Annotated in this window: 18 protein-coding genes; 2 read left to right on the forward strand and 16 right to left on the reverse strand. The window is 58.8% G+C overall.

All coding sequences use genetic code 11. The annotated features are described in order from the left end of the window. Positions 1–35 precede the first annotated feature (35 nt). The 9 genes from purF to pdxB all read right to left on the reverse strand — a co-directional run bounded on the left by purF (position 36) and on the right by pdxB (position 9,108). Positions 36–1,553: an amidophosphoribosyltransferase gene (gene purF / locus ACSVHP_RS14795; protein WP_417315248.1), complete on the reverse strand. Its 1,518-nt coding sequence runs from the start codon at positions 1,551–1,553 to the stop codon at positions 36–38. 14 nt (positions 1,554–1,567) lie between these two features. After that, the gene (cvpA, locus tag ACSVHP_RS14800) at positions 1,568–2,056 is read right to left on the reverse strand and encodes a colicin V production protein (protein ID WP_045327894.1); all 489 of its coding nucleotides are present in this window, start codon (positions 2,054–2,056) and stop codon (positions 1,568–1,570) included. 251 nt (positions 2,057–2,307) lie between these two features. Next, entirely contained in the window at positions 2,308–3,003 is a 696-nt protein-coding gene (dedD, locus tag ACSVHP_RS14805; RefSeq protein ID WP_447552283.1) for a cell division protein DedD, read from the reverse strand. Beyond that, positions 2,993–4,261 (reverse strand): bifunctional tetrahydrofolate synthase/dihydrofolate synthase, encoded by a 1,269-nt coding sequence (gene folC, locus ACSVHP_RS14810; RefSeq protein WP_447552284.1) that lies wholly within the window; start codon positions 4,259–4,261, stop codon positions 2,993–2,995. The genes dedD and folC overlap by 11 nt, the downstream gene beginning before the upstream one ends. A gap of 69 nt (positions 4,262–4,330) precedes the next feature. Beyond that, entirely contained in the window at positions 4,331–5,236 is a 906-nt protein-coding gene (gene accD, locus ACSVHP_RS14815) for an acetyl-CoA carboxylase, carboxyltransferase subunit beta (protein WP_063145400.1), read from the reverse strand. A 154-nt stretch (positions 5,237–5,390) separates the two neighbouring features. Beyond that, positions 5,391–6,050, reverse strand: coding sequence for a DedA family protein (locus tag ACSVHP_RS14820; protein WP_234675390.1), 660 nt, complete (start codon positions 6,048–6,050; stop codon positions 5,391–5,393). A gap of 28 nt (positions 6,051–6,078) precedes the next feature. Beyond that, entirely contained in the window at positions 6,079–6,891 is an 813-nt protein-coding gene (truA, locus tag ACSVHP_RS14825) for a tRNA pseudouridine(38-40) synthase TruA (protein WP_447552285.1), read from the reverse strand. Beyond that, entirely contained in the window at positions 6,891–7,904 is a 1,014-nt protein-coding gene (locus tag ACSVHP_RS14830; RefSeq protein WP_447552286.1) for an aspartate-semialdehyde dehydrogenase, read from the reverse strand. Before ACSVHP_RS14830 ends, truA begins: the two co-directional genes overlap by 1 nt. Before the next feature lie 67 nt (positions 7,905–7,971). Next, positions 7,972–9,108 (reverse strand): 4-phosphoerythronate dehydrogenase PdxB, encoded by a 1,137-nt coding sequence (gene pdxB / locus ACSVHP_RS14835; RefSeq protein ID WP_447552287.1) that lies wholly within the window; start codon positions 9,106–9,108, stop codon positions 7,972–7,974. A 113-nt stretch (positions 9,109–9,221) separates the two neighbouring features. On the opposite strand from pdxB, the gene flk reads away from it, so the two are divergent. After that, positions 9,222–10,226, forward strand: a complete 1,005-nt coding sequence (gene flk, locus ACSVHP_RS14840) for a flagella biosynthesis regulator Flk (RefSeq protein ID WP_234675453.1) — start codon at positions 9,222–9,224, stop codon at positions 10,224–10,226. A gap of 90 nt (positions 10,227–10,316) precedes the next feature. Here the strand turns inward: flk and ACSVHP_RS14845 are convergent, their stop codons facing one another. Then, positions 10,317–11,495, reverse strand: a complete 1,179-nt coding sequence (locus ACSVHP_RS14845; protein ID WP_417315260.1) for an MFS transporter — start codon at positions 11,493–11,495, stop codon at positions 10,317–10,319. Positions 11,496–11,562: 67 nt separating this feature from the next. Then, entirely contained in the window at positions 11,563–12,780 is a 1,218-nt protein-coding gene (fabB, locus tag ACSVHP_RS14850) for a beta-ketoacyl-ACP synthase I (protein ID WP_447552288.1), read from the reverse strand. A 157-nt stretch (positions 12,781–12,937) separates the two neighbouring features. On the opposite strand from fabB, the gene mnmC reads away from it, so the two are divergent. Then, positions 12,938–14,935, forward strand: a complete 1,998-nt coding sequence (gene mnmC / locus ACSVHP_RS14855) for a bifunctional tRNA (5-methylaminomethyl-2-thiouridine)(34)-methyltransferase MnmD/FAD-dependent 5-carboxymethylaminomethyl-2-thiouridine(34) oxidoreductase MnmC (RefSeq protein WP_447552289.1) — start codon at positions 12,938–12,940, stop codon at positions 14,933–14,935. 58 nt (positions 14,936–14,993) lie between these two features. Here the strand turns inward: mnmC and ACSVHP_RS14860 are convergent, their stop codons facing one another. The 5 genes from ACSVHP_RS14860 to aroC are packed head-to-tail and all read right to left on the reverse strand — an operon-like array spanning position 14,994 to position 18,552. Continuing rightward, positions 14,994–15,272, reverse strand: a complete 279-nt coding sequence (locus tag ACSVHP_RS14860; protein ID WP_417315264.1) for a YfcL family protein — start codon at positions 15,270–15,272, stop codon at positions 14,994–14,996. A gap of 13 nt (positions 15,273–15,285) precedes the next feature. Continuing rightward, positions 15,286–15,831 carry an elongation factor P hydroxylase gene (locus ACSVHP_RS14865; RefSeq protein ID WP_234675382.1) on the reverse strand — a complete coding sequence of 182 codons (546 nt, stop codon included), beginning with the start codon at positions 15,829–15,831 and terminating at the stop codon, positions 15,286–15,288. Further along, the gene (locus ACSVHP_RS14870; RefSeq protein WP_447552290.1) at positions 15,831–16,640 is read right to left on the reverse strand and encodes a sulfite exporter TauE/SafE family protein; all 810 of its coding nucleotides are present in this window, start codon (positions 16,638–16,640) and stop codon (positions 15,831–15,833) included. The genes ACSVHP_RS14865 and ACSVHP_RS14870 overlap by 1 nt, the downstream gene beginning before the upstream one ends. Beyond that, the gene (gene mepA, locus ACSVHP_RS14875) at positions 16,640–17,464 is read right to left on the reverse strand and encodes a penicillin-insensitive murein endopeptidase (RefSeq protein ID WP_447552291.1); all 825 of its coding nucleotides are present in this window, start codon (positions 17,462–17,464) and stop codon (positions 16,640–16,642) included. The genes ACSVHP_RS14870 and mepA overlap by 1 nt, the downstream gene beginning before the upstream one ends. A 2-nt stretch (positions 17,465–17,466) precedes the next feature. Then, positions 17,467–18,552 (reverse strand): chorismate synthase, encoded by a 1,086-nt coding sequence (gene aroC / locus ACSVHP_RS14880; protein WP_447552293.1) that lies wholly within the window; start codon positions 18,550–18,552, stop codon positions 17,467–17,469. Positions 18,553–18,574 lie beyond the last annotated feature (22 nt).

The raw sequence follows: 18,574 nt of genomic DNA on the forward strand, positions 1-18,574 counted from the left end.
GCAAGTGAGGGCATGCGCCCTCACCTGCGGCAGGATCACCCTTCGTTGTGCATCTCTAAACTTTCGAGATCGTTTTGCAGCTGAACGGCTTTAGCATCGTCGTTACGCAGCGAGTCCAGATAGTCAAGATACTGCTGGTCGACGTCTTTGGTGACGTACACCCCGTTAAACACCGAGCATTCGAACTGCTGAATGTCCGGGTTCTCGGCGCGCACCGCGTCGATCAGATCGTTCAGATCCTGGAAAATCAGGCCGTCCGCGCCGATGATCTGGCGAATTTCATCCACTTCGCGACCGTGAGCGATAAGCTCGTTAGCGGTTGGCATATCGATGCCGTACACGTTCGGGAAGCGAATTTCCGGTGCCGCAGACGCCAGGTAGACCTTCTTCGCACCGGCCTCGCGCGCCATCTCGATAATCTGCTCAGAGGTGGTGCCGCGCACGATAGAGTCGTCCACCAGCAGCACGTTCTTGTCGCGGAACTCCGCGCGGTTGGCGTTGAGCTTGCGGCGCACGGACTTACGGCGCAGCTGCTGGCCCGGCATGATAAAGGTACGGCCAACGTAGCGGTTCTTCACGAAGCCCTGACGGTACGGTTTATCCAGAATGCGGGCGATTTCCAGCGCGATATCGCAGGAGGTTTCCGGAATAGGAATGACCACGTCGATATCCAGATCGTCCCACTCGCGGGCAATCTTCTCGCCAAGCTTAGTGCCCATGTTCACGCGCGCGCTGTACACGGAAATCTTGTCGATGAAGGAGTCCGGACGGGCAAAGTAAACGTATTCGAACAGGCACGGGTTGCTGACCGGGTTATCCGCGCACTGGCGGGTAAACAGCTGGCCCTTCTCGGTGATGTAGACCGCTTCACCCGGCGCGACGTCGCGCAGGAACTCAAAGCCCAGGGTATCCAGCGCCACGCTTTCAGAGGCAACCATGTATTCGGTACGACCGTCGCCCAGATCGCGCTTGCCGAGCACCAGCGGACGGATGCCGTTCGGGTCGCGGAAGGCAACCATCCCGTGACCGATAATCATCGCCACGCAGGCATACGCGCCGCGGATCAGGCGATTAGTCGCGGCTACGGCGGCGAAGATGTTGTCGGCTTCCAGCGGATAGTGGCGGAAGTTATCCAGCTCGCTCGCGAAGATGTTGAGCAGGATTTCAGAATCAGACGTGGTGTTAATGTGGCGGCGCTTCTCTTCGAACAGCTTTTTACGCAGCTCATGGGCGTTGGTCAGGTTGCCATTGTGGGCAAGCGTGATGCCATACGGTGAGTTGACGTAGAAAGGCTGAGCCTCGGAGGCGCTGGAGCTGCCAGCAGTAGGATAACGAACGTGACCAATCCCCATATTACCTTGCAGACGCTGCATGTGGCGGGCTTCAAACACATCGTTTACCAGGCCGTTTGCCTTGCGTAAACGGAAGCAGTTGTGTGCATCAATGGTGATGATACCCGCAGCATCCTGACCACGGTGCTGAAGCACCGATAACGCGTCATAAATAGATTGGTTAACCGGCATGAAACCGGCGATACCGACAATACCGCACATTCGTCTTTTCCTCGTTAAGCTCTGGGCAAGAAACTCGACGAGCTTTGCAGATAGTCAAAGAACCATCTGATGATGAAGCTGAACTCAGGAATGAGCTGCGATTTTTGCCAGTCTTCACTTTTTGAGAACCCGGTAAAGGTATCAAGGAAGAACAGTATCGCGGCTACAATCAACACGCCTCGCAGCGCGCCGAAACAGATCCCGAGCACCCTGTCCGTCCCTGACAGACCGGTTTTCTCGACCAGCTGACCTATCACAAAGTTCACGATAGCGCCGACAATCAGCGTTGCGATAAACAGCACCGCAATCGCGATTCCATTTCGGACCAGTTCATCTTCAAAGCCCGTGAACCAGACAGACAGGTAAGTGTAGTAATGACTGGCAACAAAGAAAGCACAACCCCATGTCACCAGCGATAACGCTTCACGAACAAAGCCACGGATCAGGCTTACCAGACAGGAAAAACCAATCACCGCAATGATGGCGTAATCAATCCAGACCATATGTGTCCCACGATTAAACGCCCTGTCATCCAGTTCGGGGCGAATTCTAACAGAAAAAGAAAACGTTTGCGCAGGGATTTCCTTTCCACGCGTAAATAAAAAAGGCGCTGAAAAAATGTTCAACGCCCCTCACCCTAACCCTCTCCCCGGAGGGGAGAGGGAACTGTACGATGCAGTATGTTACAAACTCGCTCGAGGCGATTTTCACCCTCTCCCCTCAGGGGAGAGGGCCGGGGTGAGGGGTATTATTATCAGTTCGCGCTGTAGTTCATCACCACACCGCTCAGACCGGAGATCTGCTTCAGCTCACCCAGCGACCCTTTAAGCTTATCTTTCGATGCTTCAGGCCCGACCAGGATGCGGGTGATTTTACCCTGCACCGGCGTGGAAGGTGAAGTGTAAACACGATATCCCGCGCCGCGCAGTTTACTCACCACCTCGTTGACTTTTTCAGCATTTTTTAACGCGCCGAGCTGCACCACATAGGCTTTCCCTGTAGGTGCCGCATCCTGCTGGGCAGGTTTGGCCGGAGGTGGCGTTTCTGACGCCGCCGCGAGCTGATCGGCGGTTTTATCGCGCTGCGGTTTCGGCTTATCAACGGCTTTTGGTTTTTCGACAGGTTTTGGCTGTTCGACCGGCACCGGAACAGGATCGATATCGCTGCTGGTGCTTATCGCCAGACGAGAAGGATCCAGCGAAGGCGCCGCGGCATCCCCTGCCCGCACCTCTTCTGCCGCCCCTTCCGGAGGCTGCGCAGGCAGCGCCTGGGTCGCCGCAGGCGACATGTCAGGCTCGTCGCGATCGCCAGGTTTAGGCACCAGCGGGATCGCGGCAAATTCGTCCTGATAATGCTTTTTTTGCCCGTCGAGCAAACCGGGGAGAATAATCACCCCGAGCGCAACCAGCACAATGGTTCCTGTTAAACGGTTCTGAAACTTACTCGCCACCGGTTCTCCCCGCGTCCATAACTTCCATGACATGTGCAACGGTGTGGAACGAACCACACACCAGCACGGTATCTTCTGGTTTAGCATCCGCCATCGCAGCGTGCCAGGCCTGCGCCACGCTGGTATAGATTTCGCCTTTGCCGAGATGTTCCATCAACTGCTCAGCCGTAGCGCCGCGTGGCCCTTCCAGAGGAGCACAATACCAGCAATCGACCACAGTCTCCATGCAGGCCAGCGTCCCCGCGATATCTTTATCATGCAGCATACCGATTACCGCCAGCACGCGCCCGGTTTTAGATAACGATTTAAGACGTCCGGCAAGATAGGCCGCCGCGTGCGGGTTGTGCGCCACGTCGAGGATCACGCGCGGTGACTCGCTGACAATCTGGAAACGGCCCGGCAAAATCGCATTCTTAATACCGTCGCGGATCGCCTGCTCGCTCACGTCCAGACCGCTGGCACGCAGCGCCGCCAGCGCGGTCGCCGCGTTAGGCTGCGGCACCTGCGGCAGCGGCAGGTTGTCGAGCGCGCCCTGCGCATCGCTAAAGCGCCAGCTATCAGCCTTCACCTCATAACGCCAGTCAACGTCGCGACGCAGCAGCCGTGCGCCCTTCTCCTGGGCGACATCGGCGATGGTGTGCGGCATGTCCGGCTCGCCAGCGACGGCAGGACGACCGGCGCGGAAAATCCCGGCTTTTTCACGGCCAATGCTTTCGCGATCCGGCCCCAGCCAGTCGGTGTGATCCAGCGCGATGCTGGTGACAACCGCCACGTCGGCATCCACCATGTTCGTGGCATCCAGACGCCCGCCCAGACCCACTTCAAGGATCACCACATCGAGCTGCGCCTGCTTGAACAGCCACAGCGCCGACAGCGTGCCGTACTCGAAATAGGTTAATGAAGTCTCACCGCGCGCCGCTTCGATTTCCGCAAAGGAGGCCGTATGCGCAGATTCCGGCAGCTCACCGTTCTGAATGCGTACGCGCTCGGTATAGCGCACCAGATGCGGCGAGCTGTACACGCCAACCTTGTAACCGGCGGCCATCAGCACCGATTCCAGCGTGCGGCAGGTCGTGCCTTTACCGTTGGTTCCCGCCACGGTAAAAACGAAAGGAGCAGGTTTCAACACGTCCAGACGCGCGGCGACCTGGCTTACGCGCTCAAGCCCCATATCGATGGTTTTACTGTGCAGGTTTTCCAGATAAGAAAGCCACGCGACCAGGGGCGACGTGGCTTGGGGAATGCGTTTATTTTCCATGATGCCCGGCTGTCATTAACGGTTAGAAAGAAAAAGGGCAGCGCCAACCGGCCCTGCCCTTTTCAGTTATCAGGCCTCGGGTTCCTGATCCGGTACGACCACGCCTTCGCGCGGCTCATCCGGGTTAGGCGCGGGCAGATTCATCAGCTTCGCCAGGACGCTTGCCAGTTTCAGGCGCATTTCCGGGCGGCGAACGATCATGTCGATTGCGCCTTTCTCGATGAGGAACTCACTGCGCTGGAAGCCCGGCGGCAGCTTTTCACGTACGGTTTGTTCGATAACGCGTGGACCGGCAAAGCCGATCAGCGCTTTTGGCTCAGCGATGTTCAGATCGCCCAGCATCGCGAAGCTTGCGGATACGCCACCCATGGTTGGGTCGGTCAGTACAGAGATGTACGGCAGACCGCGTTCCTGCATTTTAGCCAGCGCGGCAGAGGTTTTCGCCATCTGCATCAGAGACATCAGCGCTTCCTGCATACGCGCGCCACCGGAGGCGGAGAAGCAGATCAGCGGACAGTTGTCTTCCAGCGCCTGCTCAACGGCACGCACGAAACGCGCACCGACAACAGAGCCCATTGAGCCGCCCATAAAGGCAAACTCAAACGCGGCAGCCACAACCGGCATCTCGTGCAGGGTGCCTTTCATGACGATCAGCGCGTCTTTCTCGCCGGTCTCTTTCTGTGCAGAGGCCAGACGATCTTTGTATTTTTTGGAGTCGCGGAACTTCAGCACGTCTTTTGGCTCAAGCTCGCTGCCCAGTTCTACCAGAGAACCTTCGTCCAGCAGGCTATGCAGGCGGTTGCGCGCCGACATACGCATGTGGTGGTCACACTTTGGACACACTTCGAGGTTGCGTTCCAGCTCAGCGCGATACAGGACCTGGCCGCAGCTGTCACATTTTGTCCATACCCCTTCAGGAATGCTCGCTTTGCGCGTTGGGGTAATGTTGCTTTTAATTCGTTCAATCCAGCTCATTGATAACCTTTCTGCCTGAACCTGGTCGTATGCCAGTTTTGCTATAAGAGGCGAATAATGCCATTTTTGCCTCCAACAGACCATGAATGTTGCACATTAAAACATAACAGCCCGAAACTTTGGATAAAAAAGTGGTCGAACCGCTAATGTGCTGTTACTTCGCTTGCTTTGCCGCCGCGCGCTTATGACGAATGATTTCAATCACTCCCGGCAGGATTGAGAGCACAATAATGGCTACAATCAGCAACTTAAGGTTTTCCTGCACGACCGGAAGATCGCCAAACAGGTAGCCTGCATAGGTAAACAGCAGAACCCACAGCAGCGCGCCAGCAACGTTATACAGCGCAAAATGACGATAGGACATATGCCCCATTCCCGCCACAAACGGTGCAAATGTACGCACAATAGGCACAAAACGCGCAAGGATAATGGTTTTTCCACCGTGACGTTCATAGAACGCGTGGGTCTTGTCTAAATAGCTGCGGCGGAAAATTCTGGAATCTGGATTACTGAATAATCGCTCGCCGAATACGCGTCCAATGGTGTAGTTGACCGCATCCCCGACAATCGCCGCAATAATCATCAGCATCACCATCAGATGCACGTTGAGATCGTTAGTCGGCAGCGCGGAGAGCGCCCCGGCCACGAACAGCAGAGAATCGCCCGGCAGGAACGGCGTGACCACCAGCCCGGTTTCGCAGAACAGGATCAGGAACAGAATGGCATAGACCCAGACGCCGTACTGCGCGACCAGCTCCGCCAGGTGAACATCAATATGCAAAATGAAATCAATGAGAAAACGTATTAAGTCCATGTGTTATAAGCCTTAATTGCACCTTTGTTTAGTCCGCTAAAAACAGCGGACCCATTGGAGGTTTAGGCAGGTCGAAGCGTTCCGGATAATCAACCGATACCAGATACAGCCCTTCTGCTTTCGCCGTTGCTGCCGCAAGCGTTCTGTCCTTCGCCGCCAGCAGTTCTGCAATCCAGCTCTCCGGCTGGTGTCCGGCGCCTACTTCCATCAGGCTGCCCACAATATTCCGCACCATATGATGTACGAAGGCGTTGGCTTTGATATCGACCACCACATACGCGCCGTGACGGCTAACGTTAATGTGCATGACGTTACGCCACGGCGTGCGGGACTGACACTGCACCGCACGAAACGACGTAAAGTCATTTTCACCCAGCAGGGACTGCGCCGCGCGATGCATACGCTCTGCATCCAGCGGTTCATAAAAATGCGTCACGCCCTGGCCCAGTACCGCCGGGCGCAGGCGCTGATTATAGATGACGTAGCGGTAGCGGCGCGCGGTGGCGCTGAAACGCGCGTGAAAATCATCCGGCACAGCTTTCACCCAGCGAACGGCAATGTCTCCAGGCAAATTCGCATTTACGCCTAATGTCCAGGCGGCATCTTTACGCACGGCGGTGGTTTCAAAATGCACCACCTGCCCCGTACCGTGAACGCCGGCATCGGTACGGCCCGCGCACAGCACGTTGATCGGCTCGTTCGCCACCTGAGAGAGCGCTTTCTCCAGCTTTTCCTGGACGCTGCGCACCTCGTTCTGACGCTGCCAGCCATAGTATCTACTGCCGTCGTACTCAATGCCGAGGGCAATTCTATGGACCGGCTTTTGTTCCACTTCTGACATCAGTACAGATACTCCTGCACCAGTTTTTCGGCGATTTTGACCGCCATCAGCGCCCCGCCAAAGCGAACGTTATCGGCAACCGACCAGAACTGCACCTGCTCCGGCATACCGTAGTCGTTACGCACGCAGCCAACGGAAAGGTGCGCGTTGCCTGTCGCATCGCCTACCTGCGTCGGGAATTCGCTCTCTTCGGACAGCACGATATCTTCACCGCGACCAAAGGCGTCACGCGCCTCTTCCGCCGCCAGCGGACGCAGCGCTTCAAAACCAACCATCTGCGCGTGGCCGTAGAAGACCGGCGACTGCACAACGCTCGCGGAGATCATCAGGCCTTCGTCCTGCATGATTTTGCGCACTTCATCGACGATGCGGCGCTCCTGACGCACTGAGCCTTCACGATCCGGCAGCAGCGGCAGCATGTTGAACGCCAGCTGGCGGCCAAAAAAGTCATCTTCGTCGACGGGAATACCGTTCAGCAGCTTCGCGCTTTGCCCGGCCAGCGCATCGACCGCTTTTTTACCGCGAGCAGATACGGAGAGCAGGCTGGTGACGTTGATACGGGACAGGCCGCCGTCGTCGATCAGCGGTTTCAGGGCGGTCAGCAGCTGGCTGGTCAGGCTGTCCGGCACGGCGATAATGTTACGGTTGCGGTAATCCGCCAGCACGAACGGGTTCACGTCCGGCACCACCAGCGGCACGTCCGGCTCCAGCGCAAACAGGCCGCTCAGGTCGATGACCAGGCACCCGGCGTTAGTGGCTTCTTCCGCGTAAGAGGCCGAGGCTTCAACGCCCGCGGCGAAGAACGCCAGCTGCGCCTGCGTCCAGTCAAACTCAGCGGCATCCTGAACCATCACCGATTTACCGGCAAAACGCAGATGCTCGCCCGCGCTCTCGTTACGAGCCAGCGCATAAATATCGCCCACCGGGAACTGACGCTCAGCAAGGGTTTCAAGCAGGGCTTCGCCCACGGCGCCAGTGGCACCCAAAATGGCAATGTTCCAGCCTTCAGACATGGTGGTTTACTCCAGAAATAAAAAAGCGTCCCTGCCGGCGTGTCCGACAGGGAGCATTAAGAAGACATTAACGCGCCGGATGATGAACGGCGTTAAACCCGAGCTGATGCAGCAGCGTCGCCGCGTCGGCGTCATCGCACATCACGTACAGGGAAGACCATTCGCGACGCTCAAGATAATTTTTGCGCAGCTTGTCAAACTCACCCGGAACAGCCGCCACTTTTCGCAGCAGCGCGTCATCGCGGCGCACATCATACACTAAATGCACCAGCCTTTTGAGCGTAGCCTGATCGAGCGGGCCGTGCAGCGTAATGCGCCCAAATTCCGGGGCGGGCAGCAGCGTATCCAGCGCCACCTGCTGCGGCTTGCCGATAAACGCGCTGTAGGCCTCGAAGACCTGGGTGGTGCCGCGCGCCTTCCCTTCCAGTGTATACCCGGCGATATGCGCGGTGGCAACGTCCACTTTATTGAGAAGCGCGACGTTAAGATCCGGCTCTGGCTCCCAGACGTCCAGCACTACGCTCAGCGTCTGCCCTTCTTCCAGGCATTTCAGCAGCGCGGCGTTGTCCACCACCGGGCCACGGCAGGCGTTAATCAGGATCGTGCCCGCCTTCAGGCGGCGGATCAGGGCTTCATCGGCCAGGTGCAGCGATTTATACGGGCCGTCTTTGAACAGCGGCGTATGGAAGGTCAGGACGTCGCACTGCTCGACCAGCTCGTCGAGGGAGCGGAAATCGCCCGCATCGCCCTTATCCTTGCGCGGCGGATCGCACAGCAGCGTGCGGATGCCCAGGGCCTCCAGACGCTTTTGCAGGCGTCCGCCCACGTTGCCCACGCCAACAATGCCCACCGTGCGGTCTTTCAGGGCAAAACCGTCGCGCTCGGCCAGCATCAGCAGGGAAGAGAAAACGTACTCCACCACGGCAATCGCGTTGCAGCCCGGGGCGGCAGAAAAACCAATCCCCGCCTGGCTGAGCCCGCGGTCATCCACATGATCGGTCCCGGCCGTTGCCGTGCCGACAAATTTAACCGCTTTGCCGGCGAGCAGCGCCTCATTTACTTTGGTCACCGAACGCACCATCAGCGCGTCGGCATCGTCCAGTTCATCGACTGGGATCGGGCGACCCGGGACAGCCTTAACGTCACCCAGGCGGCTGAACAGCTCACGGGCGTAAGGCATATTTTCATCAACGAGGATTTTCACGTCTGAGTACCTGTTTGAGAGGAAGAAAACCCGTCAAGTGTGCCATAATCTCGCCGCCAGGCATATATGAAAACCTGGTTTACGGCGAGTAATGACTTTAAGGATTTTTGATGATGCAGCCCATTTCAGGTACGCCGCCACGCCCTCCGGGTGAAGGCCCCGCTACCCCCAATGCCGCAGGCGAACAGCCGCTCTCCACGCAACAGCGCACCGTGCTGGAGCGTCTGATCACGCGCCTGATAGCCCTCACCTCGCAGCAGAACGCGGAGGTCTGGGCCGGGGTGAAGCATGATTTAGGGGTAAGGAACGATGCGCCGTTACAGTCGCGCCACTTTCCTGCCGCCGAGCAAAACCTGAATCAGCGCCTGAATAACGCGCAGCAGAATCACACCACTCGCCAGATGATCTCCCAGCTGACCGAGCTGTTAGGGCAAGGCAATAACCGTCAGGCGGCGAGCGATTTTATTCGCCAGCAGTACGGGCAAACCGCCCTCAGCCAGCTGACGCCGGAGCAGCTTAAAACCGTGCTGACGCTGCTTCAGACCAATCAGCTGGCCATCCCTCAGCCGCAGCAGCGCCCGGCAACCGAACGCTCGCTGCTGCCCGCCGAGCACAACACGCTGAATCAGATGGTGACCAAACTCGCCGCGGCAACGGGCGAATCGTCAAAACTGATCTGGCAGTCGATGCTGGAGTTATCCGGCGTGAAGGCGGGCGAGCTGATCCCGGCCAAACAGTTTACCCATCTGGTGACCTGGCTTCAGGCGCGCCAGACGCTGAGCACCCAGACCGCGCCGACGCTGCATTCGGTGCAGGCGGCGCTTAAACAGCCGCTGGAGCCGCATGAGTTTGAAGCCGTGAGGGATTATGCGCAGCAGACCTGGCAGGCAACGCCGCAGACGGTGCTGACGACCGCGCAGGTGCAGGATGTGCTCAATCAGATATTCGTGCGCCGCGCCGAGCGCGAAGGCGGCGTGCCGGACGTGCGCAATATCCAGCCGATCTACAGCCCGCTGTTTGCGCCCGTTGTGGAAACCTTCAGAAATCTGTCTGCGCGACCGGGATTGATGTTTATTGCGCTGATGGTTGCGCTGGCGCTTTTCTGGCTGGTTGCGTGATATTTTGCCCGGTGGCGCTGCGCTTACCGGGCCTACAACAGCTTGAAACGTAGGCCGGGTAAGGCGCAGCCGCCACCCGGCAACAACGGCTCAGGCTCTGCGAAACGCCACCAGTGTCACCACAATCCCCACGACCGCGGAAACCGCACCGGCGAGAAAGACCGACGGATAGCCAAACGAGGTGGCTAAGACTCCAGCCAGCGGCCCGGTGATCCCGTACGAGATGTCCTGAAACGCGGCGTACCCGCCCAGCGCCGTGCCGCGCACCTGCGGCGGTACGCGTTTAACCACCTCAACCCCAAGCGCCGGGAAGATCAACGAACAGCCGCACCCGGTCAGCGCCGCGCCAAGTAACGCGATGGACGCCACGGGCGCCTGCCAGAGCAGCACCAGCCCGGCCGTTTCGATCGCCAGCGAGGCCACCGCCACCTTCACGCCGCCGTAGCGATCCGGCATCCAGCCGAACAGCACGCGCATCAGCACAAACGCGCCGCCGAACGCGGTCAGCGTAAAGCCCGCCATCGCCCAGCCGCGGCTCATAAAGTAGAGCGACACAAACGTACCAATGACCGCAAAGCCCACGCCCTGTAACGCCAGACCCAGGCCCGGCTGCCAGATTTTACCCACCACGCTCAGCAGCGACGGACGTTCGCCTTTATGGGCCGGAACTTTTCGCACCGTGCCGTTAAACGCCCAGGCCACCAGCGGCAGCACCATGGTGGTTGCGGCAAGGGCGGCAAACCCAAAGTGGCTGTGGATCACCAATCCCAGCGGCGCACCGGCGGCCAGCGCGCCGTAAATCGCCATCCCGTTCCAGGACATCACCTTGCCGGAACGCGCCGGGCCAACCAGCCCCATTCCCCAGGTCAGCGTCCCGGTCAGAAGCTGGCTTTCGCCAAAGCCCAGAATCAGCCGCCCGACAATCAGCAGTGCAAATTTATAGATAGCATCGACCGGCAGCAGCGCGGCCAGGAGCCACGCCCCGCCCGCCAGCGCGCAGGCAAACATTCCCTGTAGAGCCGAACGTTTCGCGCCGTGCTGATCCGCCAGCCGCCCCGCATAGCCGCGCGTTAAGACGGTCGCCAGAAACTGGATCCCCACCGCCACGCCGACCAGCGTGTTGCCGTAGCCCAGCTCCTGGTGCACAAACAGCGGGATAACCGGCAGCGGCAGGCCAACGGTCATGTAGGTCAGGAATACCGCAAACGCGATACGAAACAGCGAGACATTCGCAGAAGAGGCGTTCTCGGCAGAAGTAGCGACAGTCATGCAAACTCCGGATAAAGGCATAAAAAAAGGGAGCCATCAGGCTCCCTTCTACTATACATTCAAAAACTTAAGCTTTCAGCTTACGCATCACCAGCGTGGCGTTGGTGCCGCCAAAACCGAAGCTGTTGGACATGACCGTGGTCAGCGTCGCGTCGGTTGGTTTGGTGACGATGTTCAGGCCAGCCGCCTGCTCGTCCAGCTCTTCAACGTTGATGCTTGGGGCGATAAAGCCGTGTTCCAGCATCAGCAGAGAGTAGATCGCTTCCTGCACGCCAGCCGCACCCAGAGAGTGACCGGTCATGGCTTTGGTTGCAGAGATTGCCGGGCTGTTGTCGCCAAACACTTCGCAGATTGCGCCCAGCTCTTTCACGTCGCCTACCGGAGTAGAGGTACCGTGGGAGTTCAGGTAGTCGATTGGGGTATCAACGCCCTGCATCGCCATCTTCATGCAGCGAACCGCGCCTTCACCTGATGGAGCAACCATGTCTGCGCCGTCAGAGGTTGCGCCGTAGCCAACGATCTCAGCGTAGATGTGTGCGCCACGGGCCAGAGCGTGTTCCAGCTCTTCAACCACAACCATACCGCCGCCGCCAGCGATGACGAAGCCGTCACGGTGTGCGTCATAGGTACGGGAGGCTTTTTCCGGGGTTTCGTTGTATTTGGTGGACAGAGCGCCCATCGCGTCGAACTCACAGGCCATTTCCCAGCCCAGCTCTTCGCCGCCGCCAGCAAATACGATGTCCTGTTTACCCAACTGGATCTGCTCAACCGCGTTACCGATACAGTGTGCGGAGGTCGCACAGGCGGAGCTGATGGAGTAGTTCACGCCGTGGATTTTGAACGGCGTCGCCAGGCACGCGGAAACCGCTGAGCCCATTGCTTTCGTCACAACGTACGGACCTACAGCTTTCAGACCACGCGGGCTACGCATTGCATCAGCACCGAAAACCTGTGCTTTAGACGAGCCGCCGGAACCTGCAATCAGGCCTACACGCGGGTTGTTCTGGTAAACCTCAGCGGTCAAACCAGCGTCAGCAATCGCTTCCTGCATGGAGAGGTAAGCATAAATAGAGGCATCGTTCATGAAACGAACCACTTTACGGTCAATCAAACCGGTGGTGTCCAGTTTGACGTTACCCCATACGTGGCTACGCATACCTGAATCTTTAAACTCTTCAGAGAAAGTGATCCCGGAGCGTCCTTCACGCAGAGATGCCAGGACTTCCTGCTGGTTATTACCGATGCTGGAAACAATGCCCAGGCCAGTAATCACTGCACGTTTCATTCAATACCTCTGTAAGTCGCACTAAATAAGTTTCGAGTCGCACAATAGCGTACACTTGTACGCCGAACAAGTCCGATCAGCGATTTTCTGCGGAAATTTGCGCCAGCGGACGCACATCGTTAAGATCGTGCCACTGCCTGCCAGACGAGTAACTTACGTGAAACAAAACGCTATACAACCCGCCAACCTCGAATTCAACGCTGAGGGTACACCTGTTTCCCGAGATTTCGATGATGTCTACTTTTCTAATGATAACGGACTTGAAGAAACGCGTTATGTTTTCCTTGAAGGAAACCACCTCAGCGCCCGTTTTCCGGACCATCCGCGCAACCTTTTCGTGGTGGGTGAAAGCGGGTTTGGCACCGGCCTGAATTTCCTGACCCTCTGGCAGGCATTCGATCGTTTTTGCGCACAACAGCCTGAGGCAACGCTTCAACGATTACATTTCATCAGTTTTGAGAAATTCCCGCTCACCGCCCACGACCTGAAGCTGGCGCACCAGCGCTGGCCGGAGCTTGCCCCCTGGGCAGAGCAGCTTCAGGCCCAGTGGCCGCCCGCACTCGGCGGCTGCTATCGTCTGGTGCTGGACGGCGGGCGCGTAACCCTCGACTTATGGCTCGGGGATATCAACGACCTCACCGATAAGCTCGATGATTCGATGCGGCAGAAGGTGGATGCGTGGTTCCTGGACGGTTTCGCCCCCGCCAAAAACCCGGACATGTGGAGCCAGCATCTTTTCAACGCGATGGCGCGACTGGCGCGTCCTGGGGCGACGCTTGCGACCTTTACCTCGGCAGGCTTCGTGCGCCGTGGGTTGCAGGAAGCGGGCTTTACCATGCAAAAAACCAAAGGTTTTGGCCGCAAGCGCGACATGCTGGTTGGGGTAATGGAAAACGCGCTGGATACGCCCGCGCAAACCCCATGGTTTGCCCGTACTGCCAGCGCCTCCCGTGAAGCGGCGATTATCGGCGGCGGCGTTGCCAGCGCCCTGCTCTCCCTCGCCCTTGTCCATCGCGGCTGGCAGGTAACCCTTTACTGCGCCGACGATGCCCCCGCCACGGGCGCGTCCGGCAACCGTCAGGGGGCGCTCTATCCGCTGTTAAGCGCGCAGGATCCGGCGCTGAGCCAGTTCTTCCCGGCGGCGTTCACCTTCGCCCGTCGCCTGTACGATTCGCTGCCGGTCGCGTTCGATCGTGACTGGTGCGGCGTGACGCAGCTCGGCTGGGATAAAAAGAGCCAGCATAAGATCGCGCAGATGCTCTCGCTCGGTCTGCCGCCGGAGATTGCCCGCGCGGCGAATGCGCAGGAGATACTCGCCTCAACCGGCGTCGACACCGGCTGCGACGGCATTCAGTACCCGCTCGGCGGCTGGCTGTGCCCGGCGGAGCTCACGGCGGGCGCTATTGCGCTGGCGCAAACGCGCGGGCTGACGGTGCATTACGGTCGCGAGGTCGCCTCTCTCTCGCAAGAAACGCAGTGGACGTTAACCTTTGCCGACGGCACACGGGCGCAGCACGACTGCGTGGTGCTGGCAAACGGGCATAGCATCAATCAGTTTGCCCAGACGGAAAAACTGCCGGTCTCTCCGGTGGGTGGTCAGGTGAGCCATGTTCCGGGCGCGCCGCAGCTCAGCAAGCTTAAGCAGGTGCTCTGCTACGACGGCTATCTGACCCCGCAAAACCCGTCCAACGGCCATCACTGCATCGGCGCGAGCTACCATCGCGGTGAAACGGACACGCAGTATCGCGAAGAGGATCAGCAGCAGAATCGCCAGCGCTTGCTGGACTGTTTCCCGCAGGCGGAGTGGGCAAAAGAGGTGGATATCAGCGCGGGAGAGGCCCGCTGCGGCGTTCGCTGCGCGACCCGCGATCATCTGCCGATGTCGGGCAGCGTGCCGGACTACGAGGCTACGCTTTCGGCCTATCAGGATCTGGTCGACAATAAAGACAGCGCGGTTTCTGCGCCGGTTTATCCGGAACTGTACATGCTGGGCGGTTTAGGTTCGCGTGGGCTGTGTTCGGCGCCGCTGCTGGCTGAAGTGTTAGCCGCGCAAATGAGCGATGAGCCGATCCCGCTGGACAGGGTGACGCTGGCGGGGCTGAATCCGAATCGCCTGTGGGTGCGGAAACTGCTGAAAGGGAAAAGGGTTAAGTAGGGTGCGGCCTGTAGCCCTCACCCCGGCCCTCTCCCACAGGGAGAGGGGGATAAGACACTTACTTCGCTTTCGCCTGCTGGAACAAATTGTCCCACATGCCCAGCACTAAGGTCTGGTCACGCGGCGAAAGCTCGCCTGCCTGAATCGCTTTCTCCAGGCTGCGGGTAACTTCGTCGTGCACGGCCTGGGCAGAGTGATCGTCACCCGCTTCCAGCTCGGCAACCGCCAGCGTCAGGTGACCACGCAGATAACCGCTGGCGAACAGCTCATCATCACTGGCGTGTTCCACCATGTCATCAATTAACGCCAGAATGCGCGATTCAAATTCTGCGATCATCTTCTTTCCTCTGTTAAATATCTTCCGGCCACGGGAAGCATTCCGCCGTGATCTCCGGCGTGTGATAATAATTCTGTAAGGCCTTGATAAAGCGCGCCGGACGTTCCGGGATGCCCTTCTCAAGATACTCCATCACCTGCGCGTGAACGCGGCGCTGAAACACGATACGGTCCGGCTCGAAATCGCCTTCAAGGTTGTCGCAGCTGACGTTAAACGGATACCCGGCCGCCACGCAGAATAGCCAGTCAAAGGCCTGAGGTTTAACCTCAACGTCCTCAAACTGCCCCTGCGTCGCCGCGTCGCGCCCGTCCGGGCAGTACCAGTATCCAAAGTCCACCAGCTCGCGACGGGCTTTTCCGGCGATACACCAGTGCGAAATCTCGTGCAGCGCGCTGGCGTAAAAGCCGTGCGCAAACACGATGCGGTTGTAGGGAACGTCCGCATCAGCAGGAAGATAGATCGGTTCGTCGTCGCCTTTAATCAGACGGGTATTAAAATCATCAGCAAAGCAGCCGTCGAAGATCTCAACCAGCTGTTCGTATTTATGCGTACTGTTCATTAGTTCATCCCCAACCAGTGGAGGATCTCCTGTCCGTGGCTGTCATAAAGTAGCTTGGCACTCATCACCGCCGATACGATAACGATCATCGGGCGGATCAGCTTTTGCCCCTTGCTCAATACCAGACGCGAGCCCGCGCGCGCGCCCAAAAACTGTCCTGCCATCATCACAAATCCGGTCGCCCAGATAACCTTGCCGCCAATGATAAACAGCAGCAGGCCGCCGACGTTGGACGTGGCGTTCAGCACTTTGGCATGGGCGGTGGATTTCGCGAGGTTGAACCCGGCCAGCGTCACAAAGGCCAGCGCATAAAACGAGCCCGCGCCCGGGCCGAAGAAACCGTCGTAAAAGCCCACGCAGCCGCCCGCAATAAGCGCAAACGGCAGGCCGTACAGACGATGCTGACGGTCTTCTTCACCCAGCTTAGGCATCAGCAGGAAATAGAGGCCAATGCAGATCACCAGAATCGGCAGGATCTGGCGCAAAATATCCGACTGGACGTGCTGCACCAGCAGCGCACCCGAGGTGGAACCGATGAAGGTCATCAGGATATTGAGCTTTTGATCGGCGAGGTTCACCACCTTGCGGCGGATAAAGTAGAGCGATGCGGAGAGCGATCCCCCGCATGCCTGAAGCTTGTTGGTGGCCAGCGCCTGCGCCGGGCTCATACCCGCCGCCAGCAGCGCCGGGACGGTCAGTAAACCGCCCCCGCCCGCCAGCGCGTCAATGAAACCGGCAAGCATGGCAACAAAAAACAGCACCACCAGCAGCATCGGTGACACCATAAACAGATCGACGAAGTTATCCATCAGAGTACATGCTCATCCAGTAGCGCCTGGCAGGAAGGCGGCAACGGAGGCGGTGTCTTCTTCTCAGGCTTAGAGGTTCCAGGTTTAGCGGGTTCAAACCAGCTTTGCAGCTCAGCGCCGCAGCCATCGCCCGGCGGCGGTAACGGCTGATCTTCGCACTCCAGGCTGTTCGCCGGACAACGCAGGCGAACGTGCATATGCGCACGATGCTGGAACCACGGGCGCACTTTACGCAGCCAGTCGCGATCGGTGCCCGCATCCAGGCAGAGCTGCTGCTTGATGGCCGGGTTCACAAAAATGCGCGTCACGTCGTTATCTTTTGCCGCCAGCTTGATCATGCTGGAGACATCCTGCGTCCAGAGCGTCTGCACTACGCTTTTGCCGTCGCGGGAAACCAAATCTAGCGCCTGCGGCCTCAGCAGTTGCGAAGCACTCCAGCGGTTTTTAGGCAGTTGCAGGAAGATATCAACGTCCAGTCCGGTCTGGTGGCTGGCGTGCCCACCGTTGAAGCGCCCGCCCGCAGGCATCCCCATATCGCCAATCAGCATGGTGCCCAGCCCCAGATTGTGGACCTGGTTACCCAGACGCTGGATGAACAGCACCAGATCCGGGTGGCCGAAGTAGCGACGCTGATCGGTACGCATCACCTGATAGGTATCGGACTGGAGCGGCAGATCCTGAGCGCCCACGATACAGCCGTTCGAGAACGCGCCAATCGACTGCGCGCTCCCCGCCACAGGATGGGTGATTTTTTGCCACGGGGTGGCGGCCTGACTGGCTCCGCTGGCGAGCAGCGCCAGCAGAGCAATTGCGGTTTTTTTCATGTTTACCAGCGTGGAATGGTGGTCGTCACATCCGCATTCTGCGCGCGCTGGCGCAGGAAGTGATCCATCAGCACGATCGCCAGCATCGCTTCGGCGATCGGCACGGCGCGGATCCCCACGCACGGATCGTGACGTCCTTTGGTGATCATCTCAACTTCTTCGCCCGCGCGGTTAATCGTGTGGCCCGGCACGGTAATGCTTGAGGTCGGTTTCAGCGCGATATTGGCGACAATTTGCTGCCCGCTGCTGATGCCGCCAAGAATGCCGCCCGCGTGGTTGCTCTGGAAGCCCTGAGTGGTAATCTCGTCGCGATTCTGACTGCCGCGCAGCGCGACCACGTCAAAACCATCGCCGATTTCTACGCCCTTCACCGCGTTGATGCTCATCAGCGCGTGGGCAATGTCGGCGTCCAGACGGTCAAATACCGGCTCGCCCCAGCCTGCCGGCACGCCGTCGGCGACGACGGTCACTTTCGCACCGATGGAGTCGCCCTCTTTTTTCAGGCCGCGCATCAGTTCGTCGAGCGCTTCAAGCTTATCGGCATCGGCGCAGAAGAACGGGTTTTGTTCAACCTGTTCCCAGTCTTTGATCGCCAGCGGAATGTCGCCCATCTGGGTCAGACAGCCGCGAATAACGATGCCAAATTTCTGTGCCAGATATTTTTTGGCGATAGCACCTGCCGCCACGCGCATCGCGGTTTCGCGCGCGGAGGAACGTCCGCCGCCGCGATAGTCGCGAAAACCGTATTTTTGCTCGTAGGTGTAATCGGCGTGACCCGGGCGGAACACATCTTTAATGGCGCCGTAATCCTGGGAACGCTGGTCGGTGTTTTCAATCAGCAAACCAATGCTGGTGCCGGTGGTGCGGCCTTCAAAAACGCCGGAGAGAATTTTGACCTGGTCCGGCTCGCGACGCTGCGTGGTGTAGCGAGAGGTGCCGGGGCGGCGGCGGTCAAGATCGTGCTGTAAATCGGCTTCGGTCAGTTCGATGCCTGGCGGGACGCCATCAACGATGCAGCCCAGCGCCAGCCCGTGCGACTCACCGAACGTGGTCACGCGGAATAATTGTCCAATACTGTTTCCTGCCATCACGGCTCCGCTGTCGTTATTT

This window comes from Enterobacter sp. 186315 (assembly GCF_053290175.1).

What these genes read in the sequence shown, in the direction of transcription:
- purF (WP_417315248.1), bottom strand. Translation starts at nt 1,553, where the DNA reads ATGTGCGGTATTGTCGGTATCGCCGGTTTCATGCCGGTTAACCAATCT.
- cvpA (WP_045327894.1), bottom strand. Translation starts at nt 2,056, where the DNA reads ATGGTCTGGATTGATTACGCCATCATTGCGGTGATTGGTTTTTCCTGT.
- folC (WP_447552284.1), bottom strand. Translation starts at nt 4,261, where the DNA reads ATGGAAAATAAACGCATTCCCCAAGCCACGTCGCCCCTGGTCGCGTGG.
- accD (WP_063145400.1), bottom strand. Translation starts at nt 5,236, where the DNA reads ATGAGCTGGATTGAACGAATTAAAAGCAACATTACCCCAACGCGCAAA.
- ACSVHP_RS14820 (WP_234675390.1), bottom strand. Translation starts at nt 6,050, where the DNA reads ATGGACTTAATACGTTTTCTCATTGATTTCATTTTGCATATTGATGTT.
- truA (WP_447552285.1), bottom strand. Translation starts at nt 6,891, where the DNA reads ATGTCAGAAGTGGAACAAAAGCCGGTCCATAGAATTGCCCTCGGCATT.
- ACSVHP_RS14830 (WP_447552286.1), bottom strand. Translation starts at nt 7,904, where the DNA reads ATGTCTGAAGGCTGGAACATTGCCATTTTGGGTGCCACTGGCGCCGTG.
- flk (WP_234675453.1), top strand. Translation starts at nt 9,222, where the DNA reads ATGCAGCCCATTTCAGGTACGCCGCCACGCCCTCCGGGTGAAGGCCCC.
- ACSVHP_RS14845 (WP_417315260.1), bottom strand. Translation starts at nt 11,495, where the DNA reads ATGACTGTCGCTACTTCTGCCGAGAACGCCTCTTCTGCGAATGTCTCG.
- fabB (WP_447552288.1), bottom strand. Translation starts at nt 12,780, where the DNA reads ATGAAACGTGCAGTGATTACTGGCCTGGGCATTGTTTCCAGCATCGGT.
- ACSVHP_RS14860 (WP_417315264.1), bottom strand. Translation starts at nt 15,272, where the DNA reads ATGATCGCAGAATTTGAATCGCGCATTCTGGCGTTAATTGATGACATG.
- ACSVHP_RS14865 (WP_234675382.1), bottom strand. Translation starts at nt 15,831, where the DNA reads ATGAACAGTACGCATAAATACGAACAGCTGGTTGAGATCTTCGACGGC.
- ACSVHP_RS14870 (WP_447552290.1), bottom strand. Translation starts at nt 16,640, where the DNA reads ATGGATAACTTCGTCGATCTGTTTATGGTGTCACCGATGCTGCTGGTG.
- mepA (WP_447552291.1), bottom strand. Translation starts at nt 17,464, where the DNA reads ATGAAAAAAACCGCAATTGCTCTGCTGGCGCTGCTCGCCAGCGGAGCC.
- aroC (WP_447552293.1), bottom strand. Translation starts at nt 18,552, where the DNA reads ATGGCAGGAAACAGTATTGGACAATTATTCCGCGTGACCACGTTCGGT.